14 protein-coding genes and 1 other RNA gene are annotated in these 16,114 nt (G+C 62.1%); 7 read left to right on the forward strand and 8 right to left on the reverse strand.

Going from position 1 to position 16,114, the window contains the following annotated elements; all coding sequences use genetic code 11:
- The first annotated feature begins 132 nt into the window (after positions 1-132).
- Both BM132_RS23370 and ffs read left to right on the forward strand, forming a co-directional pair.
- Positions 133-1,293, forward strand: a complete 1,161-nt coding sequence (locus tag BM132_RS23370) for a zinc-binding metallopeptidase family protein (RefSeq protein WP_092459037.1) — start codon at positions 133-135, stop codon at positions 1,291-1,293.
- A 147-nt stretch (positions 1,294-1,440) separates the two neighbouring features.
- Positions 1,441-1,537, forward strand: an RNA gene (ffs, locus tag BM132_RS23375) — signal recognition particle sRNA small type.
- 185 nt (positions 1,538-1,722) lie between these two features.
- Here ffs and BM132_RS23380 read toward each other — a convergent pair.
- Positions 1,723-2,037, reverse strand: coding sequence for a helix-turn-helix domain-containing protein (locus tag BM132_RS23380; protein WP_092401703.1), 315 nt, complete (start codon positions 2,035-2,037; stop codon positions 1,723-1,725).
- A gap of 338 nt (positions 2,038-2,375) precedes the next feature.
- Here BM132_RS23380 and BM132_RS23385 point away from each other — a divergent pair, with 338 nt between their 5' ends.
- The gene (locus BM132_RS23385; RefSeq protein ID WP_092459039.1) at positions 2,376-4,118 is read left to right on the forward strand and encodes a putative bifunctional diguanylate cyclase/phosphodiesterase; all 1,743 of its coding nucleotides are present in this window, start codon (positions 2,376-2,378) and stop codon (positions 4,116-4,118) included.
- On the opposite strand, the gene BM132_RS23390 is transcribed toward BM132_RS23385, so the two are convergent.
- Positions 4,070-4,837, reverse strand: a complete 768-nt coding sequence (locus BM132_RS23390) for a substrate-binding periplasmic protein (protein ID WP_092459041.1) — start codon at positions 4,835-4,837, stop codon at positions 4,070-4,072. The two genes, BM132_RS23385 and BM132_RS23390, sit on opposite strands and share 49 nt — an antisense overlap.
- 142 nt (positions 4,838-4,979) lie before the next feature.
- Between BM132_RS23390 and dnaX the strand changes: the two genes are divergently transcribed.
- The 4 genes from dnaX to recR all read left to right on the forward strand — a co-directional run bounded on the left by dnaX (position 4,980) and on the right by recR (position 9,437).
- Positions 4,980-7,046 (forward strand): DNA polymerase III subunit gamma/tau, encoded by a 2,067-nt coding sequence (dnaX, locus tag BM132_RS23395; protein WP_092459043.1) that lies wholly within the window; start codon positions 4,980-4,982, stop codon positions 7,044-7,046.
- A gap of 64 nt (positions 7,047-7,110) precedes the next feature.
- Positions 7,111-7,449 (forward strand): YbaB/EbfC family nucleoid-associated protein, encoded by a 339-nt coding sequence (locus tag BM132_RS23400; protein WP_003183512.1) that lies wholly within the window; start codon positions 7,111-7,113, stop codon positions 7,447-7,449.
- A gap of 284 nt (positions 7,450-7,733) precedes the next feature.
- On the forward strand, positions 7,734-8,768 hold the full coding sequence (locus tag BM132_RS23405; protein WP_092459045.1) for an NADP-dependent oxidoreductase: 1,035 nt from the start codon (positions 7,734-7,736) through the stop codon (positions 8,766-8,768).
- A 66-nt stretch (positions 8,769-8,834) separates the two neighbouring features.
- Entirely contained in the window at positions 8,835-9,437 is a 603-nt protein-coding gene (gene recR, locus BM132_RS23410) for a recombination mediator RecR (RefSeq protein ID WP_047227281.1), read from the forward strand.
- Between the two features lie 127 nt (positions 9,438-9,564).
- Here the strand turns inward: recR and BM132_RS23415 are convergent, their stop codons facing one another.
- From BM132_RS23415 to BM132_RS23440, 6 genes are all read right to left on the reverse strand, one after another.
- Positions 9,565-10,113 carry an adenine phosphoribosyltransferase gene (locus BM132_RS23415; protein WP_092459047.1) on the reverse strand — a complete coding sequence of 183 codons (549 nt, stop codon included), beginning with the start codon at positions 10,111-10,113 and terminating at the stop codon, positions 9,565-9,567.
- A gap of 74 nt (positions 10,114-10,187) precedes the next feature.
- Positions 10,188-10,922 carry a fumarate/nitrate reduction transcriptional regulator Fnr gene (gene fnr, locus BM132_RS23420; RefSeq protein WP_092401685.1) on the reverse strand — a complete coding sequence of 245 codons (735 nt, stop codon included), beginning with the start codon at positions 10,920-10,922 and terminating at the stop codon, positions 10,188-10,190.
- A 93-nt stretch (positions 10,923-11,015) separates the two neighbouring features.
- Complete coding sequence (gene hemN / locus BM132_RS23425) at positions 11,016-12,398, reverse strand: oxygen-independent coproporphyrinogen III oxidase (protein ID WP_092459049.1); 1,383 nt, start codon at positions 12,396-12,398, stop codon at positions 11,016-11,018.
- Positions 12,399-12,610: 212 nt separating this feature from the next.
- Positions 12,611-13,294 carry a sulfite exporter TauE/SafE family protein gene (locus BM132_RS23430; protein ID WP_092459051.1) on the reverse strand — a complete coding sequence of 228 codons (684 nt, stop codon included), beginning with the start codon at positions 13,292-13,294 and terminating at the stop codon, positions 12,611-12,613.
- Complete coding sequence (gene ccoS / locus BM132_RS23435) at positions 13,287-13,505, reverse strand: cbb3-type cytochrome oxidase assembly protein CcoS (RefSeq protein ID WP_047227179.1); 219 nt, start codon at positions 13,503-13,505, stop codon at positions 13,287-13,289. Before ccoS ends, BM132_RS23430 begins: the two co-directional genes overlap by 8 nt.
- A 24-nt stretch (positions 13,506-13,529) precedes the next feature.
- Positions 13,530-15,980: a heavy metal translocating P-type ATPase gene (locus tag BM132_RS23440; protein WP_092459053.1), complete on the reverse strand. Its 2,451-nt coding sequence runs from the start codon at positions 15,978-15,980 to the stop codon at positions 13,530-13,532.
- Between the last annotated feature and the right edge of the window lie 134 nt (positions 15,981-16,114).

Genomic DNA, 16,114 nt, shown 5'->3' on the forward strand with positions numbered 1-16,114 from the left:
TTTCCCGAGACGTCGGACCGCACCAGCCGGAGCAAGCTCCCTCGCCACGGTTTATCGATCGCCAGTAGAGCAGCGCCCGGGAACGATCACGCACGGCGGATGATCTAGTCTTGCAGGCCCCCGGAGATCATCATGTACCGCTTCTTCGAACAACTGAGCTCACGCATCGCCGCGCCCTTTACGGGCGATCGCTCGCGGAACAGCAAAATCTGGCCGTGCCGTTGCGGTCAGTCGCTGTTTTTCCGCAACAGCCAGTGCCTGGCCTGCCTGGCAGCGCTGGGTTATCAACCGGAGCAAAGCCGGTTGTCGTCCCTGCAACCCGCGGAGCAACCCGGCACCTGGACGCTGGACGCCGATCCGCAAGCCGGGTTGTTCCGCCGTTGCGCCAACCTCGACACCCCGGCGGCCTGCAATTGGTTGCTGCCGGCCAATGGGCACGACACTTTGTGCATCGCCTGCAGCCTGAACCGCACCATTCCAGACTTGTCGATCCCGGAAAACCCCGAACGCTGGTGCAAAGTCGAAACCGCCAAGCGCCGGCTGGTGGCGCAACTGATCACCCTTGGTTTGCCGGTCATTCCAAAAAACGTCAGTGAAAGTGAGGGCCTGGCCTTCGATTTCATCGGCGTCGATCTCGACGGCACGCCTCCGACCACCGGCCACGCCAGCGGATTGGTCACCCTCGACATCAAAGAGGCGGACGATGCCCACCGTGAGCATGTGCGTCAGCAGATGCGTGAGCCATATCGCACCTTGCTCGGACATTTTCGCCATGAAGTGGGGCACTACTATTGGGACCGGTTGATCGCCAACAGCCACTGGCTCGATGCCTTTCGCGAGCAGTTTGGCGACGAGCGAGCCAGTTATACCGAAGCCCTGGAGCGCCACTATCAGCAAGGCGCGCCGCTGGACTGGCAAACCCACTACGTCAGCGCCTACGCGACCATGCATCCCTGGGAAGACTGGGCGGAAACCTGGGCGCATTACCTGCACATGATGGACGCGGTGGACACGGCCCTGGGTTTCGGTATGAGCGCCGGGGACATGGATTTCGACTACCAGCCGTTCCCGCCCGAGACCTTGTTCGACCCCGAACACACTGGTGGCGTGGCCTTCCTCTCGTTCGTCAACGCCTGGATCGAACTGGCCGGCATGCTCAACGAACTGTCGCGCAGCATGGGCCAACCGGATTTCTACCCGTTCGTCGTACCGGCTGCGGTGATCACCAAGCTGCATTTCATCCATCTGGTAATTCAGGAGGAGGGCGGCCGGGCTGACCAAGTGTTGCTGTAACCGCCCGATGTGAAGGAGCCGCTTTGTTCTCACAGGCAAGTGCTTGAACATCTTCAGTTTTTTAATCCAGCGCGAACGGTTGTAACTTCTCGTCAGATAGGTACAATGGCGCGGCTCGCCGTCAGGCGGGCGTCGTTATGGTGACCCCATCGGTCCCCCCGCAACGATTACCCGTGAACCTGGTCAGATCCGGAAGGAAGCAGCCACAGCGGGAACATTGTGTGCCGGGGTGTGGCTGGTGGGGTTGCCTCCATAACGCCCAAGCCTTCGTTCGCAAGGTTTTCTAACATTCCATATTTCTTTTATTGACCGAACGATATTTATCGTTGCTTTCTGCCGTCTGGATTCAGGGGGGCAGAACTACCGAACACCAAAAAAGAAGCCCGGCCTGTCGCTCATCGACAGGCCGGGCTTCTTTGCGTCACCGCATCAAGGCTTCGACAGTGCCTGATCTACCGCCGCAATCAGCTTCCCCAGATCCTTCGCGGTGGCTCTGTGTATGACGCCAAACAGGTACGCTCGCTGTTCGTCCTCGTCGTCCATGTCGGCAAAAAATGCTTTGAGCTGCACATCCAGTTTGTCGGCAAGCAAGACCAAGGCTTCGATGCTCGGGGTGTAGGTGCCGGTTTCGAAGCGGCTGATGGTTTTGGGGTCAAAACCGGTTTTTTCGCCAAGTTCAGCCTGAGTAAGCCCCGCTACTTTGCGATAGCGTCTGATGGCTGGACCCAAACTTGAAATTTGCATCGCTTAATTCCCATTTAGAATCAAGAACTTAACGATAGATTTTCGCATTAGGCAACCGCACGATCCATCACCTTGCTTTGCAAAATGTGATGTGTTTCGTAGAATCGGCCTTTGGCACGGGCATTTGGTGACCTGCTTCAGAAGCCTGGATGTGCGAAAAAGGCGAGCCTTGCGTTTTCTTGTTGTACACAGGGCGATGCTTGGCGCCTTCAGGTAGCACCGCCACGGCCCGCGCTCCAGCGTATCTCAAGGTGTTTGAGCCTAGTTGATTTTTCGCCTGTCCTGGGGCGTTGCAACCGCGCGCGACAAATGAGCCTGACTCATGGATGACTGCTTCGATGGATAAGAAGTACCGCAGAGCCGTTGATGCCGCCGCGATTTTTTCTGAAACCGATCTGAGCGGGCGCATTACCTACGTCAACGACCAGTTCTGTAAGCTTTTTGGCTACCCGCGCGATGAACTGTTGGGGGCTAACCATCGCCTGATCAACTCCGGTCAGCACCCGGACGAGTTCTTCAGTGCCATGTGGCGCACCATCGCCCTGGGGCAGGTCTGGAAGGGTGAGATTTGCAACCGGGCCAAGGACGGTACGCTGCATTGGGTCGATACCACCCTGGTGCCGGTGATCGACGATGCGACCGGTCGGATCGAACGCTATCTGGCGATTCGTTTTGATGTCAGCGAGAAGCGTCAGTTGTTGCATTCGCTGCAATGGCGGGTCGGTCACGATGTGTTGACCGGGTTGCCCAACCGCACCTACCTGTCCGACCTGCTGGACCAAGCCCTGGACTTCTCCAGGGCGCAGAGCTTGCCTCTGGCGGTGTGTATGCTCGACCTGGATGGCTTCAAGGCCGTGAACGACGGTCACGGCCACGCCAGTGGTGATCAGTTACTGGTGGAGGTCGCCCGGCGTCTGCGCAGCATCGTGCGCGGGGAGGATGTGGTGGCGCGGTTGGCTGGCGATGAGTTTGTGCTGGTACTGCGCCATGTATGCGGGCTTGAGGAATTGCATGCCGCGTTGAACCGGGTGCTGATTGCCGTCTCCATGCCGTATGCCATTGATGGCAAGGTCATCAAGGTTTTCGCCAGCATTGGCGTCACCCTGTTTCCCGGTGACAACGAAGACGCCGATACCTTGTTGCGCCACGCTGACCAGGCGATGTACGTGGCCAAGCAGAGCGGCCGCAATCGCTTTCATTTGTTCGACGTGTCCCGGGACCAGGAAGTGCGGGCCACTTACCAGACCGTCGAGCGGGTGCGGCAGGCCATGGCCGGTAACGAGTTGCGCCTGCATTTCCAGCCCAAGGTCAACATGCGCCATGGCACGGTGGTGGGGCTCGAAGCGCTGCTGCGCTGGAAACACCCCCAACGGGGCCTGGTGCCGCCCCGGGAGTTCCTGCCGCTGGTGGAGGAAACCGACCTGATCGTCGAGATCGGTGAGTGGGTCATGGAGCAGGTTCTGATTCAGTTGCAGCAATGGCAGCATGCAGGGCAAGTCTGGCCGGTGAGCATCAATATCTCGGCGCGGCATTTCCAGCGGGCGGATTTCGTCGAGCGGTTACGGCAGGTGTTGCAACGGCACCCGGCGGTGTCGCCGCGTATGCTGGATCTGCAGATCGTTGAATCCTTGGCGGTGGAAAACCTTGCCCACGTCAGCGCCTGTCTCCAGGCGTGCCAGGCCTTGGGCGTGGGGTTTTCCCTGGGTGGTTTCGGCACGGGATACTGTTCGCTCAATGACCTCAAACACCTGCGCACGCAGACTATCAAGATCGACAAGACCTTTGTCCGCGACATACTCAATGACCGTGATGATCTGGCGCTGACCGAAGCGGTCATCGGTTTGGCCAGGGCGTTTGGTCGCCAGGTGGTGGCGGAGGGGCTGGACAGCCTGGAGCATGGTCAATTGCTGCTGCGCTTGGGCTGCGAAGTGGCCCAAGGCTATTTCATCGCCCGGCCGATGCCACCCGACCAGGTGCCTGGCTGGGTGAGGGGATTTGTTTCGCCGCCGCAATGGCAGCAGCAATCGGAGGTTCAGGGCGAATCGGATCCGGCCCCCGACGACTCTTTATGTCCGGTATAGAGCTGGATGATCGCGTCGATTTCCCCCGACGTTTTCATCTTCAGTAAGGTGCGCAGAATGCGTTGTGCCGGAATGTTTGGATCATCGCGCACATAACAGCCCAGCACGCGCTCCTGGAGAACCGCCACGGCACGCAGTTGCCGGTCCGGGGGATGCTGTTGATTGAACCAGTCCAGCGCCCATTGATTGCTCACCGCGTAGCGATAGCGCCCGGCCAGAAGCTTGGCAAGGACTTGTTCCTGGCTGCGTGCATCGTCACGTCGCAGATGCCCGCCGTCGAATAACGGCTGCAAGGTCGGGTAGGTGTAACTGAGCACCGTCCCGACCGGTTGGTGGGGCAGGGTGGCGGGCGTCACCACCTTGGGGGCGCTGGCCGTGCCCACCAGCACGTCGCGCTGGAAAAACAGCGGGACGCTCCACAGGTAATTGCCACCCGTATCCTTTACCCATTCGGGGGTGACATAACACCGTACGTCGACTTCGCCGTGTTTCATGGCATTGTCCAGTCGAGCGCGGGCCAGCACATGAAACTGCGCCGGCATCCCCACCTGAGTCGCCAGGCGGGTCATTACGTCGGGGATGATGCCCTGGATCGGGCGACCATCTTCAGTCTGCACCATGGGCATGGCCCAACTGTCGGTAATGGCGAAACGCAACGGAATTTCGCCTGCAAAACACCCTGAACCTATTAGCAGCAAAGCCCCCATGGCCGAACGCATAAACTCTCCTGATGGTGCAAAATCCTGCCGACAACCGGGCTCTGACCCAAGCTTAGACAGATTAGACGAGCACACCGGATGCAATTTCGCCCCTGCTCCGCTAGCATTAGCCGCTTCTGCTTTCCAGTGGCGATGGTTTTCGATGAGTTATCAGGTTCTTGCACGTAAATGGCGTCCGCGCTCGTTCCGCGAAATGGTCGGCCAGACCCATGTGCTCAAGGCCCTGATCAACGCCTTGGACAGCCAGCGGCTGCATCACGCCTACCTGTTCACCGGCACGCGCGGCGTCGGCAAGACGACCATCGCGCGGATCATCGCCAAGTGCCTGAACTGTGAAACCGGTATTACCTCGACGCCGTGTGGCGAGTGCTCGGTATGCCGGGAAATCGACGAAGGCCGTTTCGTCGACCTGATCGAGATCGACGCCGCCAGCCGCACCAAGGTCGAAGACACCCGTGAACTGCTCGACAACGTGCAGTACGCACCCAGCCGTGGGCGCTTCAAGGTCTACCTGATCGACGAAGTGCACATGCTGTCCAGCCACTCCTTCAATGCGCTGCTCAAGACCCTCGAGGAGCCGCCGCCCTACGTCAAGTTCATCCTGGCGACCACCGACCCGCAGAAGCTTCCTGCAACCATTTTGTCCCGCTGCCTACAGTTCTCCCTCAAGAACATGACCCCCGAGCGGGTGGTCGAGCATCTGACCCACGTGTTGGCTGTCGAGAACGTACCGTTCGAAGACGATGCGCTGTGGCTGCTGGGCCGCGCCGCCGATGGTTCGATGCGTGACGCCATGAGCCTGACCGACCAGGCCATTGCCTTTGGTGAAGGCAAGGTCATGGCCGCCGATGTGCGGGCCATGCTTGGCACCCTCGACCACGGCCAGGTCTACGACGTGTTGCATGCGCTGATCGACGGCGACGCCAAGGCGTTGCTCGAAGCGGTGCGTCACCTGGCCGAGCAGGGGCCGGACTGGAATGGCGTGCTTTCGGAAATTCTCAACGTATTGCACCGTGTCGCCATTGCCCAGGCCTTGCCCGAGGGGGTCGATAACGGTCATGGCGACCGCGACCGCGTGCTGGCCCTGGCTCAGGCACTGCCGGCCGAAGACGTGCAGTTCTATTACCAGATGGGGCTGATCGGCCGTCGTGACCTGCCCCTGGCACCGGATCCGCGCGGTGGTTTCGAAATGGTGCTGCTGCGAATGCTCGCGTTCCGGCCGGCCGACACGGAAAATGCCCCGAGGCAACCGCTAAAGCCAGTGGGGATCAGCCAGGCCACAGCTGATTCCGCCAAGCCAGTGGCTGCCGCGCCCGTCGTTGCGCCGGCAGTGGCCTCTGTCCCGGCAGCGGTGGCGCAACCGGCCCCGGTGCCTGTCGTCGCGGCGCCTGAACCCGAGCCTGAGCCGGTCGTCGAGGCCTTGCCGCAGCCGGTCGCCGAAGCAGTGGTCGACCTGCCCTGGAACGATCCGGTCGAGGCCCAGGTCGTCCAGCAGCCCGCCGTGGAGCCGGTGCTGGAAACCGTCGCTGAGCAACCCGAGCTGCCGCCGATGCCCATGCCCACGCCCGACAGCGTGGTACCCGACGCACCCGAGTGGGTGGCCGCACCGGTGCCTGAGCCCACGGTGGCGGACGTTGATGTCGCCACGCCGGGCATGGACCTGGATGATGAGCCGCCACTGGACGAGGATTACATCGAGCCGGACATGGATTCGGCCTACAGCTATCTGGACGAGTTGGCCAGCGAACATACCGCGGAGCCGGCTCCGGAGCCCGAGCCTGAACCGGCGGCGATGCCGGCTACCGGGCTGGCCCTGCAATGGCTGGAGCTGTTCCCGAAACTGCCGATTACCGGCATGACCGGCAGCATTGCCGCCAACTGCACGCTGATCTCCGTGGAGGGCGACCACTGGCTGCTGCACCTGGACCCGGCCCACAGCGCGCTGTTCAACGCCACGCAGCAGCGCCGCCTCAACGATGCGTTGAACCAGTATCACCAGCGCACCCTGACGCTGAGCATCGAGCTGATCAAGCCTGAGCAGGAGACGCCGGCCCAGGCTGCGTCCCGCCGCCGTGCCGACCGTCAGCGCGAAGCCGAGGAGTCGATCCACGGTGATCCGTTCATCCAGCAAATGATGCAACAGTTCGGCGCCGTGGTCCGTCACGATACTATCGAACCTGTCGAGGCCCCGGTGACCCAGGGCTCATAACTGAAAGCGCCAGGCCGAACGGGCCGGGCGCGGTGTTTATCCAAGTACTTTCGAGGTGATTCCCATGATGAAAGGTGGCATGGCCGGCCTGATGAAGCAGGCGCAGCAGATGCAGGAAAAAATGGCCAAGATGCAGGAAGAACTGGCCAACGCCGAAGTCACCGGCAAGTCCGGCGGCGACATGGTGACCGTGGTCATGACCGGTCGCCACGACATCAAGCGTGTCAGCATCGACCCGAGCGTGGTCGAAGGCCTGAGCGAAGACGACAAGGAAATGCTCGAAGCCCTGTTCGCCGCCGCCGTCAATGACGCAGTGCGCAAGATCGAAGCCAACAGCCAGGACAAAATGTCCGGCATGACCGCTGGCATGCAACTGCCGCCGGGCATGAAACTGCCGTTCTGACTCGCCATCCCGGTCGGGATGGGCTACACACAATGCCAGGCATCGCGCCTGGCATTTTTGTTTGTGCTCGGGAAATGTGGCGTCTGTACGATTGCTTTCGCGAGCAAGCCCGCTCCCACAGGGCACTGTGGTGGACATAGATATTGATGTCCCCCCGGAACAGTGTGGGAGCGGGCTTGCTCGCGAAAGCGGCGCCGCGGTCCAACGGCAAAAACATCGAACACACCCCCTTCAAAAGAGTCTGCTTCCTATAGGTCCCACTCAACGATCAAGGAGACGCTTCCATGTCACAAGCATCGACCACCCACCAGCGCATCGTCCTCGCCTCCCGCCCCACAGGTGCCCCCACCCCGGACAACTTCCGTCTGGAGCAGGTGACGTTGCCGGAGCTGGAGGAGGGGCAGATCCTGCTCAAGACGTTGTTTCTCTCATTAGACCCTTACATGCGTGGGCGCATGAGTGATGCACCTTCCTACGCCGCGCCGGTGGAAATCGATGAGGTGATGACCGGTGGTGCTGTCAGCCGGGTCGAGCGTTCGATGCATCCGAAGTTTCAGGAGGGGGATCTGGTGGTGGGCGCGACGGGGTGGCAGAGCCACACGGTCAGCGATGGCCGCAATGTCATTCCGATCCCATCCGGGCTGCCCAGCCCGTCGATGGCGCTGGGGGTGCTGGGCATGCCGGGCATGACCGCGTACATGGGCTTGATGGAGATCGGACAGCCCAAGGCCGGGGAAACCCTGGTAGTCGCAGCGGCCTCGGGTGCAGTCGGCTCGGTGGTCGGCCAGGTGGCGAAAATCAAGGGCCTGCGGGTGGTCGGTGTGGCCGGTGGCCCCGAGAAATGCAAGTACGTGGTCGATGAGTTGGGGTTCGACGCCTGTGTCGATCATAAGCGCGATGACTTTGCCGACGCACTGGCCCGGGCTTGCGACCAGGGCATCGACATCTATTACGAAAACGTCGGTGGCAAGGTGTTCGACGCCGTGGTGCCGCTGCTCAACGCCAAGGCGCGCATTCCCCTCTGTGGCCTGATCGCGTCCTACAACGAGCATGAAGCCCCCAGCGGCCCGGATCGCTTGCCGCAATTGCAGCGCACCTTGCTGACCAAGCGTGTGCGGATCCAGGGGTTTATCGTGTTCGACGACTTCAGTGGCCGTCAGCCGGAGTTCATCAGCGCCATGGCGCCTTGGGTGCGTGACGGCAAGGTCAAGTTCCGCGAAGACGTGGTCGATGGCCTTGAGAATGCACCACAGGCCTTTATCGGCCTGCTGGAAGGGCGCAACTTCGGCAAGCTGGTGGTGCGGGTGGCGCAGGATTGAGTATTTGACGCTAATCGGAGGCGCGGGTATAAACCGCGTCTCGTTGTTATGTCGGACATTTCCTCCATGAGCTTCAGCCCTTTGATTCGCCAACTGATCGACGCCCTGCGAACTTTGCCGGGTGTGGGTCAGAAAACTGCTCAGCGCATGGCGTTGCAATTGCTTGAGCGTGATCGCAGCGGCGGTTCGCGTCTGGCTCTGGCCCTGAGCCAGGCCATGGAAGGGGTAGGGCATTGCCGCTTATGCCGCACCCTCACGGAAGACGACCTTTGCCCGCAATGCGCCGACCCGCGTCGGGACGACAGCCTGCTGTGCGTCGTGGAAGGTCCCATGGATGTGTACGCCGTGGAGCAGACCGGTTTTCGCGGCCGTTATTTCGTGCTCAAGGGGCATTTGTCTCCGCTCGACGGCCTGGGGCCGGAAGCCATTGGCATTCCGCAACTGATGGCGCGGATCGAAGAGGCCGGGACTTTCACCGAAGTCATCCTCGCCACCAATCCGACGGTCGAAGGCGAAGCCACCGCCCACTACATTGCCCAACTGCTGAACAACAAGGGCCTGATCGCTTCACGCATCGCCCATGGTGTGCCGCTGGGTGGCGAGCTGGAACTGGTGGACGGCGGGACGCTGGCGCATTCGTTTGCCGGGCGCAAACCGATCGCGTTGTAACAGCCACCCAAAAGCCAGTGGGAGCGGGCTTGCTCGCGAAGGCAGTGTGTCAGTCAACATAAGTGTCAGCTGATCCACCGCTTTCGCGAGCAAGCCCGCTCCCACAGGTTTGAGCGCGGTGTGCCGGTTATCTTTCGCTCAGCGAAAACTGCGTCAGGCAGAACGTCGGTATCCCCATGTCTTCCAGACGCTGAGAGCCAAGCAACTCCGGCAGGTCGATGATCGCCGCTGCCTCGTGGACCTTGGCGCCCATGCGGCGGATCAGGTTGGCGGCGGCGATCAGCGTGCCGCCGGTGGCGATCAGGTCATCGAACATCACCACCGAATCACCCTCGCACAGGCTGTCGGCGTGGACTTCAAGAAAGGCTTCGCCGTATTCGGTCTGGTAAGCCTCGGCCAGCACATCCGCCGGCAGCTTGCCTTGTTTGCGGAACAGCACCAGGGGCTTGTTCAACTGATAAGCCAGGATTGAGCCGATCAAGAAGCCTCGTGCATCCATCGCGCCGATGTGAGTGAACTCGGCCTCGACATAACGGTGGGCGAAGCTGTCCATCACCAGCCGCAGCGCGGTGGGGGACTGGAACAGTGGGGTAATGTCGCGAAAGATCACGCCCGGCTTGGGGAAATCGATCACGGGGCGGATCAGGGATTTGATGTCGAAGGAGTCGAAGACCATCGTCTAGGTGTCCTGGCAGGCTGCAAACGCCGGAGTATAGCGCGGCAAGGCGAACCCTGGGCCGCGCCTGCTCATCAGCCTTCGATCGAGCCACCCGCCAGGGCGCAGAGCTGGATCGGGTCGAGAATATGGATCTCCTTGCCTTCGGCGGCGATCAGCTCGTTCTGCTGGAAACGGGTGAATACCCGGGACACGGTTTCCACCGCCAGGCCCAGGTAGTTGCCGATTTCGTTACGCGACATGCTCAGGCGGAACTGGTTGGCCGAAAACCCGCGGGCGCGGAAACGTGCCGAGAGGTTGACCAGGAACGTGGCGATGCGTTCGTCGGCGGTTTTCTTCGAGAGCAGCAGCATCATTTGCTGATCGTCGCGGATCTCCCGACTCATGACCCGCATCAACTGACGGCGCAGTTGCGGCAGTTGCAAGGCCAGCTCGTCCAGGCGATCAAACGGGATCTCGCACACCGAAGTGGTTTCCAGCGCCTGGGCCGAGACCGGATGGCTCTCGGTGTCCATGCCCGACAGACCCACCAGCTCGCTGGGCAGGTGGAAGCCGGTGAGCTGCTCTTCGCCGCCATCGCTCAGATTGAAGGTTTTCAAGGCGCCCGAGCGCACGGCATAGACGGAATCGAAGGTGTCGCCCTGGCGAAACAGGAATTCACCTTTTTTCAACGGTCGGCCCCGTTTAACGATGTCGTCCAGCGCGTCCATATCCTCCAGATTCAATGAAAGTGGCAGGCAGAGGGGAGCCAGGCTGCAATCCTTGCAATGGGCCTGGTTGTGAGCGCGCAATTTGACTGGCTCGGACATTACTTAAATCCTTGTGGGAAACACACATAAGCCGTAAGGGTAACCCAGCGCAGGTACTCCGGCCAGTGGCGTTTCGTCGTCAAATTGTCGCGCTCAGATGACTCGGGAGAAGCGCTGTCGATTATGTCCTTCCAGATAGGCATCAAAGACCATGCATACCGAGCGCACCAGCAGGCGCCCAGCGGGCAGGACCTTGATGTGGGTGCTGTCTAATTCGATCAGGCCGTCTTCGGCCATCCCCTGCAATTGCGGCCACAATGGTGCGAAGTAGCCGCGAAAATCGATGTTGAACGTTTGTTCGATGTCGCTGAATAGCAGATTGAAATGGCAGATCAACTGCTGGATCACCGCGCGCCGCAGCCGATCGTCGGCATCGCACAGCAGCCCGCGACTGGTCGCCAGTTGGCCGTCGGCCAGGGTGTTCTGGTAATGGTTCAGGTCGCTGCTGTTCTGGCAGTACAAATCGCCGATCTGGCTGATGGCTGACACGCCAAGGCCGATCAGGTCGCAGTGTCCATGGGTGGTATAGCCCTGAAAGTTGCGTTGCAGGGTGGCGTCTTCCTGGGCAATCGCCAGTTCGTCGTCGGGCAGGGCGAAGTGGTCCATGCCGATATAGCGATAACCCGCCGCGGTCAGCTGTTCGATGGTGCCTTGCAGCATCGCCAGTTTCTGCGCCGGGCTGGGCAGATCCTGGCTGTTGATACGGCGCTGGGGCATGAAGCGTTCCGGCAAGTGGGCGTAGTTGAACACCGAAAGCCGGTCCGGCTGCAGATGGATGACTTCCTGGACCGTGCGGGCGAAGTTTTCCGGGGTCTGTTTGGGCAGCCCGTAGATCAGGTCGATGTTGATCGAACGGAACTGCAAGGTCCGGGCGGCTTCGATCACCGCGCGGGTTTCTTCCAGGCTTTGCAGGCGATTGACGGCGCGTTGCACGGCCGGGTCAAGGTCTTGCAGGCCAATGCTGACCCGGTTGAAACCCAGTTCCCGCAGTAGGCCCATGGTGGACCAGTCGGCTTCCCGGGGATCGATTTCGATACTGTAGTCGCCGCCATTGTCCTCCAGCAGGTTGAAGTGTTGGCGCAGCGTGGCCATCAACTGGCGCAATTCGTCATGGTTGAGGAACGTCGGGGTGCCGCCGCCCAGGTGCAACTGCTCAACGCGCTGAGAAGGGTCCAAATGGCAGCCGATCAGTTGGATCTCTTGCTCCAGGCGTTGCAGATAGGCATGGGCGCGGCTGCGGTCCTTGGTGATGACTTTGTTGCAGGCGCAGTAGTAGCAAATGTTCGCGCAGAACGGCACATGCACATACAGCGACAGTGGCCTCAGGGCTTTGCGGCTTTCGCGCAGGGCGTGGAGCAGGTCGAAGGTCCCCACCTGGCTGCCGAACTGCGCTGCGGTCGGGTACGAGGTGTAGCGGGGCCCCGCCAGATCGTAACGGCGGATCAGGTTTGAGTCCCAATGAATGGCGTCGAGCATGCGGGCGTTCCCCGGATAGGCAGGCATGGGCGTGAGTCTAGGGAAGTGGGCGCTGGGGCGTGTTGATTTGCGTCAACGGGCATGGGGCTGGGGGTGGTGGGGGACTCATCGCGAGCAGGCTCGCTCCCACAGGGATTTGCGCTGTTCATGAGGTTTTGGGGCTGCCGCGATCCAGTGTGTGAGCGAGCCTGCTCGCGATGGCGGCGACTCGGTCAATGCCCCATGAGCCAATGCTGATGCGGCCCTGGCAGGGTCCAGATGCCAAAGACAATCACCAGTAAGCCACCAGCCATGCGCACGCTACGTTTGCGCAACAGGGCGGTGATGCGTTCGGCGGCCATGCCGGTGGCGAGCAACACCGGCCAGGTGCCGAGACCGAAGGCGAGCATCAGCAATGCGCTGTCCAGTGCATCGCCCTGGCTGGCTGACCAGAGCAGGGTGCTGTAGACCAACCCGCACGGCAACCAGCCCCAGAGCGCGCCGAGCAGCAAGGCCCGGGGCAGGCTCGACACCGGCAGCAAGCGGTTGGCGATGGGCTGGATATGCCGCCACAGGCCACGACCGACGCCTTCGATGCGGGTCAGGCCGCTCCACCAGCCCGCCAGGTACAGGCCCATGGCGATCAACAGCAGGCCGGCCAACACGCGCATCACCATCGCCGCCGGGCTATTGGCTACGGCCCAACCCGCCAGGCCGATCAGCAACCCTGCGCTGGCGTAGCTCAGAATCCGCCCCAGGTTGTAGGCCAGAAGCAACCGAAAGCGTCGGCTGCGCTGTTCCTTGGGGATTGCCAGGGTCAGGGCGCCCATCAGGCCGCCGCACATCCCCAGGCAATGCCCGCCGCCCAATAAACCCAGGATGAGCGCCGAGACCAACAGTGGCGCCAGATCAAGCATGGGGCGGGGCCTTGTCGTCCGGTTTGCGGGGCTCGCCGCTGGCTTCGTCCACCGCCGCCTTGTGGTTCGGATCCTGATCGTCGAACAGAATGCTGTGGGCCGGACCGTCGAGGTCGTCGTACTGCCCGCTGTCCACGGCCCAGAAGAAGATGTAGACGGCGATGGCCACGATCAGCAGTGCGGCCGGGATCATCACGTAAAGAGCTGGCATGTCGGAACTCCATGCCCACACGGCTCAGGCCGGCAGCGGGCGGGTATCGGGCGAGGCATCGAAAACCTGCGTCTTGGGCTGGCGAGTCAGCCTCAGCGCATTCAACACCACGGTCAGCGAACTGATGGACATGCCGATCGCGGCCCACACCGGCGTAATCCAGCCGAGGGCGGCGAACGGCAACATGAGGCCATTGTACAGTGCTGCCCACACCAGGTTCTCGATGATCACCCGCCGTGTGCGCCGGGCCAGGCTGAAGGCGTGGATCAGGGCGTCGAGACGGTTGGACAGCAGCACCGCATCGGCGCTGGTCTTGGCAAGATCGGTGGCCGAGCCCATGGCGACACTGATGTCTGCCGCTGCCAGCACCGGTACGTCATTCACCCCGTCGCCGAGCATGAGCACCTTGCGGCCCTGTTGGTGCAACTGTTGCAACACGGCCAGTTTATCGTCCGGGCGCAAACCGCCGCGGGCTTCATCGATGCCCAGTTCGGCGGCGACACTGGCAACCATGGGCGAACTGTCGCCCGACAGCAACAGTGTGCGCCAGCCCCGCGCTTTGCAGGCGGCCAGCAATGCCGGGGCGTCGGCGCGCAAGCGGTCGTCGAGGACGAACCAGGCCAACGGACCGATATCATCACCCAGCAGCAACCATTGTCCGGGCTCATCCGGCATCACCGGCACCGCCGCGCCACTGAGTTCGCAGACGAAACCGGGTTGGCCGATGCGCAGGCGCTGGTCACCCACCAGCCCTTCCAGACCCAGCCCCGGGGTGCTTTGCACATGCTCGGCGGCCAGTGGCGCGCGGCCAAAGGCACGGGCGATGGGGTGTTCGGAGCGGTTTTCCAGGGCAGCGGCCAGGCCCAGGCATTGATCACTGTCCAGGGCTGTCAGCGTTCGAATGGCGCGCAACGCCAGACGCCCTTCGGTGAGGGTGCCGGTCTTGTCGAAAATCACCGTGTCGACCTGGTTCAGGCCCTCCAGCACATGGCCTCGAGTCAGCAGCAGGCCAAGCTTGTGCAGCGTGCCGGTGGCGGCGGTCAGCGCGGTGGGCGTGGCCAGGGACAGCGCGCAAGGGCAGGTGGCGACCAGCATCGCCAGTACGATCCAGAAGGCGCGAGAGGCATCCAGTTGCCACCACAGCACACCGATGGCCGCTGCGGCGACCAGGGAGAACAGCAGGAACCATTGCGCGGCGCGGTCGGCGATTTCCGCCAGCCGCGGCTTCTCGGCCTGGGCTCGTTCCAGTAACCGGACGATGGCCGACAGTCGGGTGTCTTGCCCCAATGCCAGGACCTGGACCGTCAACGCGCCCTCCACGTTAAGCGTGCCAGCGGTCACCGTGTCGCCCACTTGACGAGGTTGTGGCAGGTATTCGCCGGTCAGCAGCGATTCGTCGACGCTGGACTGGCCTTCGAGGATTCTGCCGTCGGCCGGCAGAACCGCGCCGGGATGCACCAGCACGCGGTCACCCGTGCGCAACTCGCTGAGCAGGATACGTTCACTCTGGCCGTTGTCCTCCAGGCGCAGGCACGAGGCCGGCAGCAGGTTGACCAGTTGTGCGGTGGCGGCTGCGGTGCGCTCCCGGGCGCGGCGTTCCAAGTAGCGACCGGCCAGAAGGAACAGCGCGAACATGCCCACGGCATCGAAATACAGCTCGCCCACCCCGGTGACGGACGTCCAGATCCCTGCCACGTAGGCACCGCCAATGGCCAGGGACACCGAAACGTCCATGGTCAGGTGTCGGGTGCGCAGGTCGCGCATCGCGCCCTTGAAGAACGGCGCGCAGCTATAGAAGACGATAGGTGTGGTGAGGAACAGCGCGACCCAGCGCAGGATGGTGTGCATCTCCGGGCTCAGGTCGATGTTGAATTCCGGCCAGGTGGCCATGGTCGCCATCATCGCCTGGAACCAGAGCAAACCGGCCACGCCCAGTTGGCGCAGGGCCAGGCGATTTTGTGCGGCCAGTTGTTCGCTGGCCTGGTCGGCCTGGTAGGGATGGGCGACGTAGCCGATCTGGCGCAGTTCGGCCAGCAAGGTGCTCAGCGGCAATTGAGCGTCGGCCCAGCTCACGTGCAGGCGGTGATTGGACAGGTTCAGCCGCGCCTCGGCCACGGCGGGCAGGCTGCGCAGTTGTTTTTCGATCAGCCAGCCGCAGGCGGCGCAACTGATGCCTTCGATCAGCAGCGTGGCTTCGGCCAGCTCGCCTTCATGGCGCACGAACGCCTGCTGCACGTCCGGGCGGTCGTACAGCGCAAGCTCATCGGTCAACTGGACCGGCAGGGTTTCGGGGTTGGCCGATGCTTCGCTGCGATGCTGGTAATAGCTTTCCAGGCCTCCGGCGACAATGGCCTCGGCCACCGCCTGGCAGCCCGGGCAGCACAGCTCACGGGTTTTACCCAGGACAACGGCGGTGAAGCGACTGCCCGGGGGGACGGGCAGGGCGCAGTGATAGCAAGGCTGTGGAGTGGTCATGATTGTCGCTATGAAGGCCTGGCTTGGATGGGCTTGCGCAAGGTGCGAAAACTGTAGGAGCTGCCGAAGGCTCGGGCCGCGTTCGGACGATCTTTCCCCGGGCACTTGAGTCTCAAGCGAAAGATCAAAAGATC

It is taken from the genome of Pseudomonas sp. NFACC45 (genome assembly GCF_900113505.1).
Taxonomy (GTDB): Bacteria; Pseudomonadota; Gammaproteobacteria; order Pseudomonadales; family Pseudomonadaceae; genus Aquipseudomonas; species Aquipseudomonas tehranensis.